This window comes from Halorubrum ezzemoulense, assembly GCF_004126515.1.
GTDB lineage: Archaea > Halobacteriota > Halobacteria > Halobacteriales > Haloferacaceae > Halorubrum > Halorubrum ezzemoulense.
In genome coordinates, this window is record NZ_CP034940.1 from 1143454 (window position 1) to 1161142 (window position 17689).

The 17689-nt window shown below is 70.4% G+C and carries 20 protein-coding genes and 1 tRNA gene; 10 read left to right on the forward strand and 11 right to left on the reverse strand.

Features of this window, described 5'->3' with window-relative positions:
• Positions 1-110: 110 nt before the first annotated feature.
• Positions 111-371, forward strand: coding sequence for a hypothetical protein (locus tag EO776_RS05705; RefSeq protein ID WP_049929993.1), 261 nt, complete (start codon positions 111-113; stop codon positions 369-371).
• Positions 372-393: 22 nt separating this feature from the next.
• Here EO776_RS05705 and EO776_RS05710 read toward each other — a convergent pair whose 3' ends face one another.
• From EO776_RS05710 to EO776_RS05725, 4 genes are all read right to left on the reverse strand, one after another.
• The gene (locus EO776_RS05710) at positions 394-1014 is read right to left on the reverse strand and encodes an RAD55 family ATPase (protein ID WP_086215340.1); all 621 of its coding nucleotides are present in this window, start codon (positions 1012-1014) and stop codon (positions 394-396) included.
• Positions 1015-1118: 104 nt separating this feature from the next.
• The gene (locus tag EO776_RS05715; RefSeq protein WP_094520953.1) at positions 1119-1817 is read right to left on the reverse strand and encodes a nucleotide-binding protein; all 699 of its coding nucleotides are present in this window, start codon (positions 1815-1817) and stop codon (positions 1119-1121) included.
• A 93-nt stretch (positions 1818-1910) separates the two neighbouring features.
• Entirely contained in the window at positions 1911-2285 is a 375-nt protein-coding gene (locus EO776_RS05720) for a YlbF family regulator (RefSeq protein WP_049929990.1), read from the reverse strand.
• A 69-nt stretch (positions 2286-2354) separates the two neighbouring features.
• Positions 2355-3014 (reverse strand): alpha/beta hydrolase, encoded by a 660-nt coding sequence (locus EO776_RS05725; protein WP_094520954.1) that lies wholly within the window; start codon positions 3012-3014, stop codon positions 2355-2357.
• A 230-nt stretch (positions 3015-3244) separates the two neighbouring features.
• Here EO776_RS05725 and dph2 point away from each other — a divergent pair, with 230 nt between their 5' ends.
• Positions 3245-4288 (forward strand): diphthamide biosynthesis enzyme Dph2, encoded by a 1044-nt coding sequence (gene dph2, locus EO776_RS05730; RefSeq protein ID WP_086215337.1) that lies wholly within the window; start codon positions 3245-3247, stop codon positions 4286-4288.
• A 62-nt stretch (positions 4289-4350) separates the two neighbouring features.
• On the opposite strand, the gene EO776_RS05735 is transcribed toward dph2, so the two are convergent.
• Together EO776_RS05735 and EO776_RS05740 are read right to left on the reverse strand one after the other, a co-directional pair.
• A complete protein-coding gene (locus EO776_RS05735; RefSeq protein WP_086215336.1) occupies positions 4351-4563 on the reverse strand; it encodes a hypothetical protein in 213 nt (70 codons plus the stop codon).
• Positions 4560-4760, reverse strand: a complete 201-nt coding sequence (locus EO776_RS05740; RefSeq protein WP_049929984.1) for a hypothetical protein — start codon at positions 4758-4760, stop codon at positions 4560-4562. Before EO776_RS05740 ends, EO776_RS05735 begins: the two co-directional genes overlap by 4 nt.
• 235 nt (positions 4761-4995) lie before the next feature.
• Between EO776_RS05740 and EO776_RS05745 the strand changes: the two genes are divergently transcribed.
• Positions 4996-6072: a receiver/sensor box histidine kinase gene (locus tag EO776_RS05745; RefSeq protein ID WP_089307808.1), complete on the forward strand. Its 1077-nt coding sequence runs from the start codon at positions 4996-4998 to the stop codon at positions 6070-6072.
• Between the two features lie 6 nt (positions 6073-6078).
• On the opposite strand, the gene EO776_RS05750 is transcribed toward EO776_RS05745, so the two are convergent.
• Positions 6079-6528 (reverse strand): TIGR00725 family protein, encoded by a 450-nt coding sequence (locus EO776_RS05750; protein ID WP_094520956.1) that lies wholly within the window; start codon positions 6526-6528, stop codon positions 6079-6081.
• A 135-nt stretch (positions 6529-6663) separates the two neighbouring features.
• On the opposite strand from EO776_RS05750, the gene EO776_RS05755 reads away from it, so the two are divergent.
• The 3 genes from EO776_RS05755 to EO776_RS18900 all read left to right on the forward strand — a co-directional run bounded on the left by EO776_RS05755 (position 6664) and on the right by EO776_RS18900 (position 10024).
• Positions 6664-7320 carry an HAD family hydrolase gene (locus EO776_RS05755; protein ID WP_049929980.1) on the forward strand — a complete coding sequence of 219 codons (657 nt, stop codon included), beginning with the start codon at positions 6664-6666 and terminating at the stop codon, positions 7318-7320.
• A 109-nt stretch (positions 7321-7429) separates the two neighbouring features.
• Positions 7430-9799: an ATP-dependent DNA helicase gene (locus tag EO776_RS05760; protein ID WP_094520955.1), complete on the forward strand. Its 2370-nt coding sequence runs from the start codon at positions 7430-7432 to the stop codon at positions 9797-9799.
• A 72-nt stretch (positions 9800-9871) separates the two neighbouring features.
• A complete protein-coding gene (locus EO776_RS18900; RefSeq protein ID WP_176455095.1) occupies positions 9872-10024 on the forward strand; it encodes a hypothetical protein in 153 nt (50 codons plus the stop codon).
• A 69-nt stretch (positions 10025-10093) separates the two neighbouring features.
• Here the strand turns inward: EO776_RS18900 and EO776_RS05765 are convergent, their stop codons facing one another.
• From EO776_RS05765 to EO776_RS05775, 3 genes are all read right to left on the reverse strand, one after another.
• Positions 10094-11269, reverse strand: coding sequence for a M24 family metallopeptidase (locus EO776_RS05765; protein WP_099288854.1), 1176 nt, complete (start codon positions 11267-11269; stop codon positions 10094-10096).
• Positions 11270-11344: 75 nt separating this feature from the next.
• Positions 11345-11956 (reverse strand): translation initiation factor IF-2 subunit beta, encoded by a 612-nt coding sequence (locus EO776_RS05770; protein ID WP_049929975.1) that lies wholly within the window; start codon positions 11954-11956, stop codon positions 11345-11347.
• Between the two features lie 96 nt (positions 11957-12052).
• Positions 12053-12127 (reverse strand) — tRNA-Met (locus EO776_RS05775).
• A 335-nt stretch (positions 12128-12462) separates the two neighbouring features.
• On the opposite strand from EO776_RS05775, the gene EO776_RS05780 reads away from it, so the two are divergent.
• Positions 12463-14079 (forward strand): long-chain-fatty-acid--CoA ligase, encoded by a 1617-nt coding sequence (locus tag EO776_RS05780; RefSeq protein WP_089307804.1) that lies wholly within the window; start codon positions 12463-12465, stop codon positions 14077-14079.
• 39 nt (positions 14080-14118) lie between these two features.
• Here the strand turns inward: EO776_RS05780 and EO776_RS05785 are convergent, their stop codons facing one another.
• Positions 14119-14490, reverse strand: a complete 372-nt coding sequence (locus tag EO776_RS05785; protein WP_049929972.1) for a DUF5779 family protein — start codon at positions 14488-14490, stop codon at positions 14119-14121.
• Positions 14491-14602: 112 nt separating this feature from the next.
• On the opposite strand from EO776_RS05785, the gene EO776_RS05790 reads away from it, so the two are divergent.
• From EO776_RS05790 to EO776_RS05800, 3 genes are all read left to right on the forward strand, one after another.
• Positions 14603-15280, forward strand: coding sequence for a DsbA family protein (locus EO776_RS05790; protein ID WP_100050487.1), 678 nt, complete (start codon positions 14603-14605; stop codon positions 15278-15280).
• 102 nt (positions 15281-15382) lie between these two features.
• Positions 15383-16720: an MFS transporter gene (locus EO776_RS05795; protein WP_246041499.1), complete on the forward strand. Its 1338-nt coding sequence runs from the start codon at positions 15383-15385 to the stop codon at positions 16718-16720.
• A gap of 182 nt (positions 16721-16902) precedes the next feature.
• On the forward strand, positions 16903-17676 hold the full coding sequence (locus EO776_RS05800) for a prephenate dehydrogenase (RefSeq protein WP_049929967.1): 774 nt from the start codon (positions 16903-16905) through the stop codon (positions 17674-17676).
• The last annotated feature ends 13 nt before the right edge of the window (positions 17677-17689 follow it).

The window sequence follows — 17689 nt, forward strand, 5'->3', positions numbered from 1 at the left end:
GGTGCCTCGAGCGGCCGCGCTACGCCGCCACTCACTCCGGTGGCTCAGCCCGCAGCGTCAGGTCGACCGACGAACGGATCGCTTTTGCCCGACGCCGCGCCCACACCGGTATGGAGATCGAACGGGCACGCGAGGACGCGCTCGTCGCCGCGGTCGCGGGCGCGACGACCGTCGCGGTCGCGTTGTTGTCGAGCTTCACCGCCGTCGTCTCGGTTGCGACGCTCCCGACGCTGGCGCCGCTCGCCGTGTACGCGTCGTACCTCTTCTCGCGGAAGGGCGGGCCGTACGGAGCGTTCGACACCGCGCGAAACTGGGCGATCGCTTCGGCCGTCGTCGGCGCGCTGACACTTCTCGCGTCCGTCGTGTCGTAGCCGAATCAAGCGATCGGCCGCGTCAGGCGATGTCGCGGCTCGTGTCGACGGCGACCTCGTCGGTTAGTTTCAGCTTCAGCGGCTCCTCCAAGGCGGCGCCGCCGCGGAACTTGGCGACGACGAGCCGGTTCGCGATCTCGGTCCCGGTGACCGTCGTCCGGAGGTCGAACACGATGTCCGCGACCTGTTCCGTGATCCGGCGCGCCTGCGGGTCCTCCCCGCCGCGGAGCGCGTGGAGCAGCGCGACGCCGTCGGCGTCGTCGACCCGAGCGCGCACGCCGTCGAGGAACTCGGCGTACGCCGCCGGAGACGCGCCGCGCTCCAGCGGCTCCACGGAGTCGACGATCAGCGTTCCCTCCTCCGGGAGATCGGTCGTGAGCGACGCCGCCTCGTCGAGGTCGCCGACCTCGTCGGTGGCCTCCACCGTCGTCTCCCCGTCCCCGTCGCGGCTGAGCGCCGCCTCCACCGCCCCGGCCGATCGGACGGTCGTGAGGTAGCGGCACCTCCGAACGCGGGCGAACCGGTCCAAGATGAGCTCGGACTGGCTGTCGGGGTTCGCCTTCAACACGACGACGCTACCGCTCGGGAACCCCCCGCCGAACTGTCGGTCCAGCACCGAGACCCCGGTCGGAAGCGTCTCCATATGATCGCTGCCGCCCGTGGAGGTTTGGGTCTGTCGGTGGCGGCTCTCTCGACCGGTCTCGCCACCGAAATCCGCCGCCCCGGAGTCGGCCGCGTCCGTGATTCTCACGCGATCTGCCACCCGTCCGCCGCCGCCGTCTCGCCGAGTCGACGAGCGAGTTCGTCGTACGCGCTCCGGACCGCGGGGTCGGACAGCGGCTCGGCTCCGCCGTCGGGAACCGCACCGAGGACGGGACAGCCGAGCAGCGTCGCAACCGAGTCCGGTACGCTCGCCTCGCCGACGGCGACCGCCCCGACCGGCGGGCAGTCGAGGCGGCGAGCGATCGCCGCCGTCTTCGCGGCGTCACGGAGCGCGGCGCGGCGGAGCGGCGTCGCGATCAGCGCGCGGTCCGCGGCCCGAAGCGGCGCGGCCGCGTCCGCCGAGGCGCCCGCCGGGCAGTCGAGCAACACCGGCGCGCCGTCGGGCGTCGCGCCGTCGAGCACCGCGAGCGCTCCGAACGCGTCGACCGATCGCGGCGCGTCCGGGGCGGCGAGAACGGTCGGCTCGGAGCGGTCGGGACGGACCGGAACGGTCCCGCGGACCGCGTCGCGGACCGTCGTCTCGTCCTCTGGACCGCTAGGGAGATCGGGATCGGCCGGACCGCCGTCGGTCGCGGTCTCCGCCGCGAGCCGCGCGAGGTTCGGCAGATCCCAGTCGGCGTCGGCCGCGATGGTCCGCGCGCCGCGCCGCGAGAGTGCGCGCGCGAGCCCGAGGGTGGTCGTCGTCTTTCCGCTTCCGCCCTTGCCGCCGGCGACGGCTATCACGGGGGTGGTGCGTCGGTATTCGTCATAAGGAGCGGGCCGGTCGCCGGGGGTGCGGGCGTTCGGCTCGCCGGAACGACGGGCGTAGTCCGCGAGTCAGTCCTGACAGCAGCCGCCGGCTTCCCCGCCGAAGTCGACCGCGAGGGGCTCCGAGATGGCTTCGTTGATCGCTTCGAGGGTCTCGTTCAGCTCGTCTTGTGCGTCGAGGTACTCGCTCATCACTGGCATCGAGTGGAGCTCGTCCTGCGCCTCCTGAACGCGCTGAAGTTCGGCGTTCGTCGCCTGCCCGGTCTGGCGGGCCTGCATGAACTCCGCGCGAAGCTGCTCGAACTCGTCGATCGCCGCTTGTACCTCCTCGTCTCGCTGGACCGCGGCCCTCGTCTCCTCGAAGCGCTCGTACTCCGGGGTTTCGGCGATGCGTTCGCCGAGCTCTCGACCGAGGTCCTCGATGGAGACCTGTTCGACGCTCATGTTCTGACATCGTGGCCGAGCGGTTTGAACCTGCCGGAGCCGGGGCTCGGCGGCGACGTTTGGGGTTCGCTACGCCGTCCGAGACGCGACGAACTCGACGACGGCATCGAGCTCTTGCGGGCCGATGCCGTGGCCGCCCGGGAAGCTCCCGCTCGCGACATCGGCGTCGAGAGTTTCGAACCGTTCGACGGCCGCGGTCGTCCGCGACTCGGGAATCACCCGGTCGCCGGCGCCGGCGCCGACGAAGACCGGCTTCCCCTCGATCCCGTCCGGGTCGAGGTCGGCGTGCGACTCCGCGAGGTACCCGTGGAGGGTGACGACCCACGCGTAGCGGTCAGGGTCCTCCAAGAGGAGCGAGAGGCTCGTTATCGCGCCCTGACTGAACCCGAGCAGCCCGAGCCGGTCGGCGTCGAGTCCGTAGGCGTCGACCGCGCGCTCGACGCTCTCACCGATCAGGTCGAGGCTCCGCCGGAAGTCGTCGGCGTCTGGTTGGCTGGACTCCAGCCCGCCCGCCGAGAGGTCCAGTTCGTACCACGTGTACCCGCCCTGAAGCGGGTCGGGAGCGCGAAGGCTGACGACGTGGAGGTCGTCGGGCAGTTCGGCCGCGACCGGGAGGAGGTCCTCCTCGTCGGCGCCGCGCCCGTGGAGGACGAAGACGGCGGGCGCGGGCTCGCCGCCGGACTCCTCGTCGGGGGCGACGTGAACGTGTTCGAGCGGAATCTCGGTCATCGGTGCGGGGTTAGCGAGGGCGGCTGTTAGGTCCGTCGACCGCGGCAGCGCGTCGGTTCGGCGGGCCGCTCGTCGTCTCAGGATCGGCCGACTTGGACGCCGAGTGCGACGCGTCGAGACGCCGTGACGACCCCGGCGCGGGGCGAGGGATTCCGACGATCGCGAACGTCTGGGACGAAACTCGGGGTCGAACGCGCCGTTTAACCGTCCTGCCGCACAATCCGGTCGACATGAGCGGCTCCACCGAGGGCGACCTGACGAAGACGGGGATGGCCCTCAAGCACGACCGCGAGTGGGACTACGAGCTCGACCGAATCTTGGAGGCCATCGAGGAGCGCGACGCTTCGAAGGTCGGCTTACAGTTCCCCGAGGGGCTCAAGCGCCGCGGTCCGAAGGTCGCGGACGACCTCCGCGAGGTCGCACCCGACGACGTCACGTTCATGCTCTCGGGGCAGCCCTGCTACGGGGCCTGCGACCTCGACACGTACCTGATGCGGCGGACGGACGTGTTCGTTCACTTCGGCCACACGCCGATGAAGGAGTCCGACAGCATCGTTTACGTCCCGCTGTTCTCGAACGTCGACCCGTTCCCGATCATGGAGGACGCGCTGGAGGAGGAACTCGCGTCCCCCGAAGAGGACGCCGACGTGGGCCTCGTAACGACCGCCCAGCACATGAACCGGTTCGAAGAGATGACGGACTGGCTGGAGGAGCGCGGCTACGAGGTCCACACCCGCCGGGGCGACGACCGCCTCACGAAGGAGGGGCAGGTGCTCGGCTGTAACTACGCCTCCGCGGACATCGACGCCGAGCAGGTGCTGTACGTCGGCGGCGGGAAGTTCCACCCGGTCGGGCTGGCGATGGAGCACCCGGACAAGCGCGTCGTCATCGCGGACCCGGTCAACAACGCTGTCTCGGTCGCCGAACACGACCAGTTCCTCAAGCAGCGCTACGCCGCGGTCCACAAGGCGATGGACGCCGAGAAGTGGGGCGTCATCTTCTGTACGAAGATCGGGCAGGGCCGCTGGGAGAAGGCCCAGGAGATCGTCGACAACAACGACAACGCCTACCTGATCACGATGGACGAGGTGACGCCGGACCGCCTCCGGAACTTCGACATGGACGCGTTCGTCAACACCGGCTGCCCGCGGATCACGACCGACGACGGCCCGCGGTTCCACAAGCCGATGCTGACGCCGGGCGAGTACGAGGCCGCGATCGGGGAGAAGCCGCTCGACTCGATCGAGTTCGACACGTTCCACGACACCTGGTAGGGCGGCGCACGGAAGCAGGAGACGCTATTTTTTTGGGTACCGTCCTCGGAGCGGAATCGCCGTCACGCTTCGTTCGGCGGATGTAAAAAGAGCCCGTCGACCACGAGGGCCCCGGCCGCGAGCGACGCGCCAGCGACGGGAACCGCGTTCCCCTGCGCGAGGAGCGACCCGACCGCGTACACGGCGCAGAACGCGAGCGGGATCGCGAGCAGGACGAGGTCGGCGCGGTCGAGGCCGTCGAGGACCGCCCCCTGTCCGCGGTGGCTCCCGCTCATTCCATGTACCCGAGGTCGCGGAGCTTCTGTGCGATCTGCTTCGCCTCCGCCTCGGAGACCCCGTCGTCCGACTCCATCTCCTGAACAACGACGTGTTTCACGAACTCCTTGACGGAGCCGAACGGTTCGTCTTCGATGTACTCCTCCACGTCCGCGACGAACTCCTTCCGCAGCGAAATCGTGGTGTACTCGCTCATTGGCAAACATCTCCCGCTCCGCCGACAAAAATTTAATTATATCTAATTAGGCCGTTCCGCGGCCCGACACGCTCGATCGGTGAGCGTTCGTCGAAGGGGCCGGCCTCGCGAGCGATCGGCTCGGCGAGCGCCGAGCGGCGAACGACCAACATTCGATGGGAGCGGCCCTGCCGGCGCGCGTCGGAACAACGTTTATCTGCCGAGCGGACGGGCGTTGAGGGTAAGGTTCTCCGTGATGTCCACACCCAGCGGTTCGATCACCGTCGTCCTCGCCGCGGGAACGCCCGACCGAGCCGCGGAGCTGAAGGACTCGCTTGAGCGCGCGGACGACCGCCTCGCCGTCGAGCCGGTCGCGGGGGCCGACGCGGCCGCGGAGATAATCGAGGACTCGCCCGTCGATTGTCTGGTCACGGTCGGCGACCCGGCGGAACGGACCGGCCTCTCCCTCGTTTCGACGGCCCGCGATCGGCACCCGGAGCTTCCGATCCTGGTTTGCCCCGACCAGACGCTCGACGCGCCCGCCGTGTCCGCGGCGTTCGACGCGGGCGCCACCGACGTCGCGAGGGCGTGTCCCGATTCGGACCGGACGCCCGTCCTCGTTCACCGGATATCGAACGCCGTCGCGTCCGCCCGCGCCGTCGCGGAGGCGGAGCGGCAGCGCGACCGGTTCGAGGAGTTCGTTCAGGGCGTCTCTCACGACCTGCGGAGTCCGCTCAACGTCGCGCAGGGTCGGCTCGCGATGGCGCAAGCGGAGGGCGGCGGCGAACACGTCGACGACGCGGCGTCAGCGGTCGACCGGACGCTGGAACTGCTCTCCGACCTGTTGACGCTCGCGGAACAGGGCGAGCGGCCGGAAGACCTCGATCCGGTCGAACTGGCGGCCCTCGCCGACGAGTGTTGGGCGAACGTCGCGACCGGCGACGCCACGCTGACCGTCGACACCGACCGGCGTATCCTCGCCGACAGCGGGCGGCTGAAGCGGCTGTTGGAGAACCTGTTCCGGAACAGCGTGGAACACGGCGGCGACGACGTGGTCGTCGTTATCGGCGACATCTCCCCGATGTACACGACGACGCGCGCCGGCGCGGTCCTGCCGGCGGGGTTCTTCGTGGCGGACGACGGCCCGGGCATCTCGCCGGAAGCGCGCGACCGCGTGTTCGAGGTGGGGTACACGACGGGCGCGAACGGGACCGGCTTCGGACTGAACATCGTCAGCGAGGTCGCCAGGGCCCACGGGTGGGAGGTCACCGTCTCCGAGGGGGCGCGAGGCGGTGCCAGGTTCGACGTGACCGGCGTCGAGTTCGACGACTGACCGGCTTCAGTCCGCACCCGCGGCCCGCTCGACGTACGTGACCGCCGCCGTTGGCGAGTCGACGGCCTCGACGCCGTCCACGTCGTGCCTGTCGATTCCGGCCACCGGACGGCCCTGCGCGAGTGCGAGCCCGATCTCGGAGAGCGTGCCCCCCGCCCCGTCGACCGCGACCGCGGCATCCCCGTTCATGACGACGAGGGCGTTACGCGCGTGGCCGAGCCCCGTCGCGATCGGCGTCGTGACGTGGGGGTTGGCGTCTCTCCGGTCGTCGGTCGGGAGGATCCCGATCGTCTCGCCGTCGGCCGCCCGGGCCCCGCGACAGACAGCCGCCATGACGCCGCCGAGGCCCCCGCAGACCACGGCGTGGCCCCGCTCGGCGAGCCGCTCGCCGAGGGCCTCCGCGACCGCCGCCGTCTCCGGACCGATCGTACTCCCGCCGATGACGCTGACGCGCATGGCCCGTCGGTGGGTCCGCGCCGGGTAAAATCGGTCGGTCGCGGCCGCGAGGGGCGTCGAGACGGGCTCCCCGCCGATTCTCGTCGTCGAGACGCCCACTGAAACCCTTATCCCTGCCGGCCGTGAATGAGGGCTATGACGTACGATACCGTCGTGTTCGACAACGACGGTGTCCTCGTGGGCCGCACGCGCTTCGACGTGCTCCGGGATGCGACCCGGAACGCGTTCGAGGAGTGCGGCGTCGAGGAGCCCGATCCGGACGACGTAGAGCAGATGACCATCGGTGCGACCCCCGGTAGCGTCGGCACCGTCTGTCAGACGTACGACCTCGACCCGGGGTCGTTCTGGCGGACGCGCGACGACGTGGTGTCGCGGGCCCAACAGCAGGAGGCCCGTCAGGGACGCAAGACGCCGTACGACGACCTCGACGAGCTCCAGGACCTCGACGTCCAGATGGGGATCGTCTCGTCGAACCAGCAGGCAACCGTCGACTTCCTCGTCGATCACTTCGACGGGTTCGACCGGATCGGCGCCGCGTACGGTCGCGAGCCGACGATCCACTCGCTCCAGCTCCGCAAGCCGAACCCCCACTACATCGAGCAGGCGCTCGGCGACCTCGACGCGGACAACGCCCTGTTCGTCGGCGACAACGAGTCCGACGTGCGCGCCGCCGAGAACGCCGGGATCGACTCCGCGTTTATCCGCCGTCCCCACCGCCGCGACTGGGAACTGAACGTCTGGCCGACGTGGGAGATCGACCGGCTCTCCGACCTCCACGACATCGTGGAGTGAGGCCGAGCCCCTTCCGAGCGTCCGCTTTCCGGCAGCGACGCGTCGACGACGACCGCGGGCCGCGTCCGGCGATGAAGCGTTTAAATCGCATGGTGCGTAACTCGCCTCCGTGACCGACTCGCCCCCGTGGGCCGACCTCTTCGGCCATCCCGAACCGTACCCCGAGCAGGCCGACGGCATCGACGCCGCCGTCGACGCCGCCGCGGACGGCGGTTTCCTCGCCCTCGAAGGCGCCTGCGGGACGGGGAAGACGATGCTCGCGCTCACCGCCGGGCTCGACCGCGTCCGCGACCCCGACTCCGACTTCGAGCGGGTCTTCGTCCTCACCAGCGTCAAACAGCAGCTGCGCCAGTTCGAGACGGATCTGGGGGCGGTGAACGAGAACCTGCCGAGCGACTACGACCCCGTCTCTGGTCTCACCCTCGTCGGGAAGGCCGACGTCTGTCCGTACGCCCGCGAGAACCGGGGCGGGATCGACCGCGAGAACGTGTACGAGCGCTGCGAGGGGCTCCGCGAGCGGACCCGGAACCTCGTCGGCGACGGCGGCGCGACGACGACCGCGAACCTCGTGAGCGAGGCGCGGAGCCAGCAGGTGGGACTCATGGACTCGGGGTCGGCGGGACCCGCCGGCGGGACTGCCGCCGCCGACTCGGGCGCGCCCGACGCCGACTACCTCTCCGTCGACGGCGAGCCGACGCCGTATCGCCCCGACACGGAGGAGTACGACGACGTGGAGTTCTGCCCGTTCTACGCCGGCTTCCTCGACGACCTGCCGGAGGACGGCGAGCCCGCCGAGGCGGTCCCGTTCGACGTGACCGAGCTCGGCCACGTCGACGCCGACGAACTCGTCCGGCTCGCGGCGGGCCACGGCTCGTGTCCGCACTCGATCATGGGCGCGCTCGTCCCCGAGGTCGAGGTCGTCATCGGCAACTACTATCACGCGTTCGATCCGGTGACGACGGGGACGTTCACCGGCGCGCTCCTCGACGACTCGACGTTCGTCGTCTGCGACGAGGCGCACATGCTCGAACCGCGCGTCCGGGACCTCGTGAGCGACGCCGTCGCGGACGCGAGCCTCCGCGACGCCGAGAACGAGCTCACGCGCGTCGTTCAGCCCCTCTCGTTCGAGAGCGCGGGCGCCGAGTCGGACGACGCCGCCCTCGTCCGTGGCGAGCTGGAGGACGCGGACGTGACCGTCGAGGAGATCGAGGCGGTCCGAGAGTTCTACGCCGACCTCCGCGGCGAGCTCGACCGCCGCGTGACCGCGCACCTCGACCGCGAGCGCCCCGACTGGCGGGCGTCGATGCGCGACCTCGACGACGAGGAGATCCCGCTCCGCGACCCCGAGGAGCCGGGCGAAGACGCGATCACCGAGTGGGCCGACGGCGAGGGGTACGGCGAGCGCGTCTGGGCGCGCGCCGAGCAGGTCGGCGCGGTCGTCAAGCGCGTCCTCGACTCGCTCGAAGACGAGGACAAGCAGCGCGCCGCGCCCGGGGTCGGCCGCACCCTCAACGCCTGGTATCGCCAGGGACACACCGACTTCTTCCGCGCGATCGAGCTCGAACGCACGTTCGACGAGACGGAGCCGCCGGACTCGTGGCGGCGCGCGTACAACGCCCGCCTCGCGCTCCACAACTGCCTTCCGAGCGAACCGATCGGCGACCGGCTCGCCGAGTTCGGCGGCGGCGTCCTCATGAGCGCGACGCTGGAGCCGATGGACCTCTTCCGCGAGGTGACCGGACTCGATCACCTGGCCGAGCGCGGCCGCCCGGTCATCGAGCGGACGTACGGCCTCTCGTTCCCCGAGGAGAACCGCGCGAGCCTCGCGGTCGACGCGCCGAAGTTCACCCACCAGAACCGCGGCGCGCCGGGGGAGGAGAACCCGACGCGGCTCGCGCACCTCGACGCGACGGCCGCGGTCGCGCGCCGCGACGGGAACGTCCTCGTCGGCACCCCGAGCTACGCAGAGGCGACGTGGATGGCGGAGTCGCTCTCGGCGCGGCTCGACAAGCCTGTCCTCTTAGACGAGTCCTCCGGCGACCGAGAGACGGAGTCGCTGAAGGACGACTTCTTCGCCGGCGACGGCAAGGTGCTGGTGACGAGCCTCCGCGGCACCCTCACGGAGGGCGTCGACTACCGCGGGGACCGGCTCTCGGCGGCCGTCGTCTGCGGCGTCCCGATCATCAACACGGCGCGACCGCAGACGCGGGCGGTAATCACCGCCTACGACCGCCGGTTCGAGTCCGGCTTCGAGACGGCCCTGACGGTGCCCGCCGTCAGAAAGGCGCGGCAGGCGGTCGGCCGCGTCATCCGCGGACCGGACGAGCGAGGCGTCCGCGTCCTCCTCGACGCCCGGTACGCCCGCGACTCGTGGAACGCGGTCAGGGAGTACCTGCCCGATCACGAGCGGGAGGAGTACCAGCCGGTGAGTCCGGACATGCTGGATGTCGCGCTCGACCGGTTCGAGTCGCGCCGGTAGCCGGTGACTAACAGCGCGTTCAATGCGAGTAGGCAGCGCGTAACTACGTCTTCGGGGAACGTGTGTCAACGTATGGAACCACCCTCTCCCGGCGAACTGTACCACGTCGTCTGTCGCGAGTGCCACTTCGAACGGCTGATCGGAATCGCGGGAGACGCGGACGACTACGGCCGCAACCACGCCGCAGACACCGGTCATCGAGTGGTGATCGACCGGGTCGAGTGAGTCTCGGCTCGCCCGGCCCGACGGTCTCGAGCGGGCCCGGTCACCCCGGCCAAGGCGTTTGAACGACCCTCAGACGACGTTCGAGTCGATGTCGCGCGGGAAGTTCGTGAGCCGCTCGGTCCCCGACTCGGTGATCGCCACCGTGTCGGAGTGTCGGTAGCCGTACTCGTCGGTGTACAGCCCGGGCTCGATCGTGTACACGTGTCCGGGCCGCATCACGGCGTCGTCGCCGTCGTAGCGCTCGCCCCAGCCGCGGTCGATGTACGGCGGCTCGTGGGCGCCGAGCCCGATGTTGTGGCCGACGTGGTGTTGCGCCAGGTCCGTCACGCCCTGCTCCTCGAGGTACTCCCAGACGACCTCGTCGACCTCGGCGACCGGCACGCCGGGACCCAAGGCGTCGATCGCGAGCGTCTGCGCTTCCAGCATGAGCTCGAAGTAGTGCTCCTGTTCGTCGGTGTAATCGCCGACGAACATCGTCCGTTCTAACTCCGAGCGGTAGCCGTCGACGTTCGCGGTCGCGCCCGTAACGAGCACGTCGCCCTCGGAGAGCCGCTCGTTCGGGGTGTGCCCGTGCGGGAGCGCGGTCTCCTCGCCGGAGATGTAGCCCGCGTGGACCGGCCCGTCGCCGCGGACGCGGACGCTGTAGGCGTCGCCGAGCGCGTCGAGCATAGCGCGCGACGCCTCCGTGGACGCGCGCTGCGAGACGGTCGCCGGGTGCGCGCCCGGTCCGGAGAAGTCGGCGAGGTAGCGGTGGCCGAGGTTCGCCCACTTCGCGGACTCGCGAATCAGGTCGACCTCCGCGTCGGACTTCGCCCAGCGCATCCGGTCGACCCACGCTTGGGTCCTGACGTCGACCGAGTCGGAAAACGCGGGCCCCTCGTACCCCATCACGCCCGGCGGGCCGTCGGCGTCGGCGGCTATCGTCTCGGCGCCGAGGTCGCGCAGCATCTCGACGGCGACCGAGACGGGCTCGCCACCGGGATAGTCGAAGTAGTGGTGGACGGCGTCGATCCGCGGGTTGGGCTCGACGCGCTCGACCTCCAGCCTCGGAACGGTTATCTCGACGCGGTCGTCGGTGACCGCGAGGACGACCGGCCGCTCCGTCTGGATGTGGTGGAAGCCGGTGAGGTACTCTATTGCCGTCGCGCCGACCCACGTCGCGGCGTCGGCGTCGGTGTCGGCGAGCCGGTCTCGGACGGCGGCGAGCCGGTCGTCGAAGGCCGACTCGGGAAGTCGCGTGGCCATGGCTCAGGGATGTGCGAACGCGCGCATAAAAAGTCGGGTAGCGGAACGCGAAGTACGGGCGTCTTCGGCGCCGGCTCAGCTCTCGCGGCGAGCGAAGGCGAGGTTGCCGGAGACGTTCTTGATGTAGGCGGTCACGGTCTCGCCCTCCTGCGCGCCGGGGACGAAGATGGTGTACTCGCCGCGCTCGGCGACCCCGTCGCCCTTGCGGCCGGTGCCGACGATCTCGAGTTCGTAGGTGTTGCCCGACTCGACGGCGTCCTCCTGCCGCTGGGTGTCGGAGGTGTTCTGCTTCGCCACCGGTCGGAAGGCCCCGCAGGCCTCACAGCGGAGCATCGGCGTCCGGTTCTCGGTCTCCAGTCGCGTGTCGGGGAGGCCGCACTCCGAGCAGGTGACGAACGACTCGATGTACGAGTCGATCGCGGCCTGGAAGTCGCGCTCGCGGAAGTTCCCGCTGTAGCGCGCGCGGCCGTCCTCGTACTGCCCGGCCGTCCCGAGCTCCTGCTGTATCTTCGAGTGGACGTGTTCGGGGTCGCGGCTCAGCGCGTCGGCGATCGCGGAGAGGTTCGTCAGTCGCGTGAACGCCCCGTCCTTCTGCGTTTCGGGGTCGGGTACCGACAGCCGCTCGTCGGAGCCGCCGAGGTCCGGCACCTCCTCCATCGCGCGGTCGAGGCTCGATTCGTAATCCATACGCGATGGAACGACAGCGCGACGGAAATCGCTTCCGGGTTCGAAGCGGCGGCCCGGAATGGACCCGGTACTAGGAGAGTGGCAGTCGGCCAGAAGTAGCGGGAGGTAGATTTGAACTACCGATCTCCGGGTTATGAGCCCGGCGGAATCTCCTGGCTATCCCATCCCGCTATCGTAGCACAATCGCGTGTGACTGTTAAGGGTTCTGATCCCGCCGCCGGTGTGCGATTCGTCCACGCGTCTGCGCCGTTTGCGTTCCCCCGAATCGGTGCCGCGGGGACGTTCGATCACTCCTCGCTCGCGGCTTCGCCGTCCTCCGCTCGCGCCGCGATGACCCTGATCCGTACTCGCAGCGCGAGAACCGCATATCCATCGCTGAACACCGATCCGACGGACCCGTCGATCACTTCCCGACGGTCCGCGGCCGAGCGTAAAAATGATCCCGGGACCGCCCCTCCATTGCGTCGGCCGCAAACAATTTCACACATCATAGATAGTGATAGACGATGTACAAGCCGCTGTTGACGACGGACTTTCTGGACCGGGCGCGACGCCACTACGCCGACGAGGAGGCCGTCCTCGCGGTCGACGGGACGCGGTACACGTACGCCGAACTCGGCGACCGCGCCGACCGCTTCTCCGCCGCGCTTCAGGCGCGCGGGATCGAGAAGGGCGACCGGGTCGCGGTGTTGGACCCGAACACGCACTACCACTTGGAGGCCGCCTACGGCGCGATGCAGGTCGGGGCGATCCACGCCCCGCTGAACTACCGGCTTACGCCGGACGACTTCTCGTACATGCTCTCCGACGCCGGAGTCGACGCCATCTACGCCGACGCCGAGTACGCCCCGAACGTCGAGGCGATCCGCGACGAGGTGCCCACGGAGACGTTCCTCACGAACGACGCCGACGCGGTCGAAGGCGACTGGGAGTCGTTCGACGCGGCGCTCGACGACGCGGACCCGGACGCCTACGAACGGCCGGCAATGGACGAGGACGACGTGATCACGATCAACTACACCTCCGGCACCACCGGCGACCCGAAGGGCGTGTGTCGGACCCACCGGGCCGAGACGCTCCACGCGTACCTCATCTCCATCCATCAGGAAATAACGGACGACGACGTGTACCTCTGGACGCTACCGATGTTCCACGTCAACGGCTGGGGCCACATCTACGCGATCACCGGGGCCGGCGCTCGCCACGTCTGTACCCGCGGGGTCGACGTCGCCGAGACGTTCGACCGGATCCGGAGCGAGGACGTGTCGTACTTCTGTGCGGCGCCGACCGTCCTCAACATGCTCGGCGACCACCACGCCGAACACGGCGGCGCGACGGCCGGCGACAACGACGTGCGGGTCGCCACCGCGGGCGCGGCGCCGCCGGAGGCGACGATCCGCACCGTCGAGGAGGAGTTCGGCTGGGATCTCAAACACGTGTACGGCGCGACCGAGACGGGGCCGCTGATCACCACCTCCGACGCGAAGCGCCACTTCGAGGCGGACTCGGACGACCGCTTCGCCGTGAAGAAGACGCAGGGGATCGGCTACCTCGGCACCGACGTACGCGTCGTCGACGAGAACGGTGAGGACGTGGCCGCGGACGGCGAGACGATCGGCGAGATCGTCGTCCGCGGTAATCAAGTGATGGACCGCTACTGGAACAAGCCCGAGGCCACCGATGAGGCGTTCTCCGAGCGGTTGGAGGGGTACTACCACATGGGCGATCTGGCCGTCGTCGACGAGGACGGGTTCGTCTCGATACAGGACCGCAAGAAGGACATCATCATCTCCGGCGGGGAGAACATCTCCTCGATCGAACTGGAGGACACACTCTTCGAGCACGACGTCGTCTCCGACGTGGCCGTGATCCCCGCGCCCGACGAGCGGTGGGGCGAGACCCCGAAGGCCTTCGTCGTCCCCGAGGGCGGTGACCCCGACGACGCGGGCGCGACGCCCGAGGAGCTGAAGACGTTCGTCCGCGAGCGCGTCGCGGACTACAAGACGCCGGGCGAGGTGGAGTTCGTCGCCGAACTCCCGACCACCGCGACCGGCAAGATCCAGAAGTACGAACTGCGCGAGCGCGAGTGGGACGAGGAGGACCGGATGGTCGGCGAGGGATAACCGGCGCCTCTCCCGCGGTCGTACGAGAAAAGAAACCGTTCAGACCTCTTCGACGCCTTTCGGCTCTGCTTCGTCGGCGTCGTCCGCTTCGCCGGTCTCCGCCTCGGCGCCGCCGGAGTCGCCCAGTCGGTCCGTGTCGATGCTGACGCCCGGAGGAGTCACCACGAGGAAGCCGCGGAAGTGCATCAGCTCGCCGTCCATCTCCTTCACGTCGCGCGCGAAGGGGGCGGCGAGCTCGTTGAGGTCGCCCTCGATCGACAGCACCAGCGTGTTCCCGTAGTCGACGCTGCGGACCCACTCCTCCGGGTCGGTCGTGCCGTCCAGCACGCCGAGGACGACGTCGCCGGCCGCCGCGAACGCCTCGTCCATCTTCTCCTCGGCGTCCCGCAGGTCGAGGTCCCAGTCGCTCATACGTGGTCGTCGACAGGCGGCGGCAAAAACGTTCGGACGCGCGCCGCGTCTCCGCTCCGAGCCGCCGTCCGGTCGCGGAGTGGTTAAGTACGCACCGACCCCAGCGATAGGCATGGAACGTACGCGGCGGTCCCTGCTCGCGGCCGGGGCCACGGCCGGCGTCGTCAGTGTCGCCGGCTGTCTCGGCGGCGGAGGCGGCGACGGAAACGGCGGCGAACTCAGCCTCGACACGGGGTCGTACGATTGCTCGCTCTCTGAGCCGACGGACCCCAACCTCGACTACCGGCCGACGCTCGGGGACCCGGACGCGGACGTGGTCGTCCGGGCGTTCGAGGACTTCACCTGCGGGCACTGCGCGACGTACAACCTCGACCACTTCCCGACGATCCGAGAGGAGTACGTCGACCCCGGACGGGTCCGCTACGAGCACTGGGATTTCCCGATCCCGGTCAACGAGCGGTGGGCTGTCCCGGTCGCCAGCGCGGCCCGCGGGGTCGGGATCCGTCACGACGACGAGGCGTTTTTCGAGTTCGCGAAGGCGGCCTACGAGTCGCAGGGGAACTACAGCGGCGAGGCGCTCGGGGCCGCCGCCGAGACCGCCGGCGCGGACCCTTGTGCGGTGTTGTCCGACGCGGAGTTCTCCACGTACGAGGCGGCTACGCAGGACGACAGGTCGGAGGGCTCGTCGATGGGCGTCGAGGGGACGCCGACGATCTTCGTGAACGGCGAGCCGGTAGAGGGCGGGTACGCCGCCGAGACGGTCGCCGCGGCGATCGACGCCGAACTCTGAGGCGCGTGACGGCCCCGACCGGACCCGAGTCGTGAGGGGATTCTCCGGCCGATACTCTGCGGAGCGTCGGTCTTTTGCCCGTTCGTCCCGTCGTACCCGCAGATGAGCGACGGCGATTCCTCCGCCGCGACCGCGGCCGGCGGCGACCGCGCGGCCGAGATCGACACCGCCGGAGCCGCGGCCGACGCGACCGACCGCCGCCGGCTCGGCGCGGTCGTCCTCGCGGTGCTGATCTCGCAGGTCCTCCTCTACCCGGGCGTGCCGGACCTCGTGGTCGCGCTCGGCGCCCCGGCCGGCATCGACGCCGGGATGTGGTTCCTCGTCGCGGAGTTCGGCGCGTTCGTGACGTTCGCGGTCGTCTGGGGCGCGCTCTCTGACGCGCTCGGGACGCGAGTTCCGCTGATCGTCACCGGCGCGCTCGGCGGCGCGGCCTCCTACGTCGCGCTCGCGTCGCTGCCGGGACTCGGGCTCGGCTTCGGGGCCGCGCTCCTCGTCAGGGTCGTCGGGGGCGCCCTCACTATCGGCGCGTTCTCGCTGTCGATCACGCTGTTGATGGATCTTCGCGGCGGCAACGGCCGGAACATGGGGACCGCCGGGTTCGCCATCGGCCTCGGTGCCGCGGTCGGCTCCGTCGTCGGCGGTTCGCTCGCTGGCCTCGGCGCGCTGTACCCGGTGTACGCCGGGGCGGTCGTGCTGGCGGCGGCGGGGCTGTTGGCGGCGACGGTTGACGACCGAAGGCGGACCGCGGCCGCGAACAACTCGGAGGCGAGCGACTCGGGGGCGAGCGACTCGGCGAGTGAGACCGACGGGGGCGGCTTCCGGGGCGTGCTCGCCCGCGCCCGGACGACGCCCGGCCTCCTCGTCCCGCTCGCGTTCGGCTTCGTCGACCGACTGACGGCGGGCTTCTTCGCTTTGGTCGGCGTCTACTACTTCCAGGACCCGGCGACGTTCGGGCTGTCAGCGGCCGGCGCGGGCGCGACCCTCGCGCTCTTCTTCGTCCCGTTCGCGCTCCTCCAGTCGCCGTTCGGCGCGCTCTCGGACCGGATCGGCCGCTTCCTCCCCGTGGTGGCCGGGTCGCTCGCGTACGGCGTCGCAACGGTCGGCGTCGGCGTCGCGCCTGCGTACCCAATCGCCGCGGCGCTGATGGTCCTCGTCGGCGTCTGCGGCGCCCTGATGGCCCCCGCGACGATGGCCCTCGTCACCGACCTCGTCGAACCGGAGGTGCGGGGCGCGGCGATGGGGTTGTTCAACGTGTTCGGCTCGCTCGGCTTCCTCGCCGGTTTCCTCGTCGGCGGGAGCGCCACGGGCGCGTTCGGGTACACGCCCGCGTTCCTCGCGGTCGGCGGACTGGAACTGGCCATCGCGCTCGCGCTGCTCCCGGCGGTCCGGTCTCTCTCGCCCGGCGCGGGCGTGATCGGTCGACTCGGCGCGGAGGGGTGAGACCGACCGACCCCCCCGGCCCGGAGCGTCGCGTCGGGAGTCCTGCCGAGTCGGATCCCACCGCGCCCCAATCTCCGTCGCGTCCGAGCTTCCGTCGCGTCTAAGCCTCCGGCGCGTCCGATCCCTCGCCCGCTTCGAGGCGAGTCCTTTTAACCGGCGCGTCACCTCCGTTCGCGTAACCGATGGACCTCCTCGTGGTCGGCGCCGGCGAGATCGGTCGCTGGGTCGCCGACACCGTCTCGGCCGACGCCGCGCCGGTCGACGCGACCGTCGCGTTCGCCGACCGCGACCCGGCCGTCGCGGCCGACGCCGCCGCGGACCGCGACGCGAGAGCGGTCGACGCCGACGGGGACACCGCCCACGACGCCGTCTGCCTCGCGGTGCCGATGTCGGCGGTCCCCGCGGCGGTCGAGGCGTACGCGCCCCGCGCGGAGCGGGCGATCGTCGACGTCTCCGGCGAGATGACCGACGCGCTCGCGGCGATGCGCGAGCACGCCCCCGGCCTCGAACGCGCGAGCTACCACCCGCTGTTTGCCCCGCCGCGCGTTCCGGGGAACGTCGCGGTCGTCGTCGACGAGGGCGGCCCGACGGTCGACGGGCTCACCGACTCGGTCCAGGCGGGGGGCAACGACGTGTTCGAGACGACCGCGGACGAACACGATGCGGCGATGGAGACGGTCCAAGCGGGCGCGCACGCCGCGGTGCTCGCGTGGCGGCTCGCCGCGGACCCGGTCCGCGAGGAGTTCCACACGCCGGTGTCGGCCGCGCTGGAGGAGGTCGCCGACACGGTCACCGAGGGCTCGCCCGCGGTGTACGCGGAGATTCAGCGCGCCTTCGACGGCGCGGACGGGGTGGCCGACGCCGCGGCAGAGATCGCGGCGGCCGACGACGAGGCGTTCGCCGCCCTCTACGAGCGCGCCCGCGGCGACCGCGAGGGGCGAGACCGGCTGGAGTGAGCCGACGCGAACC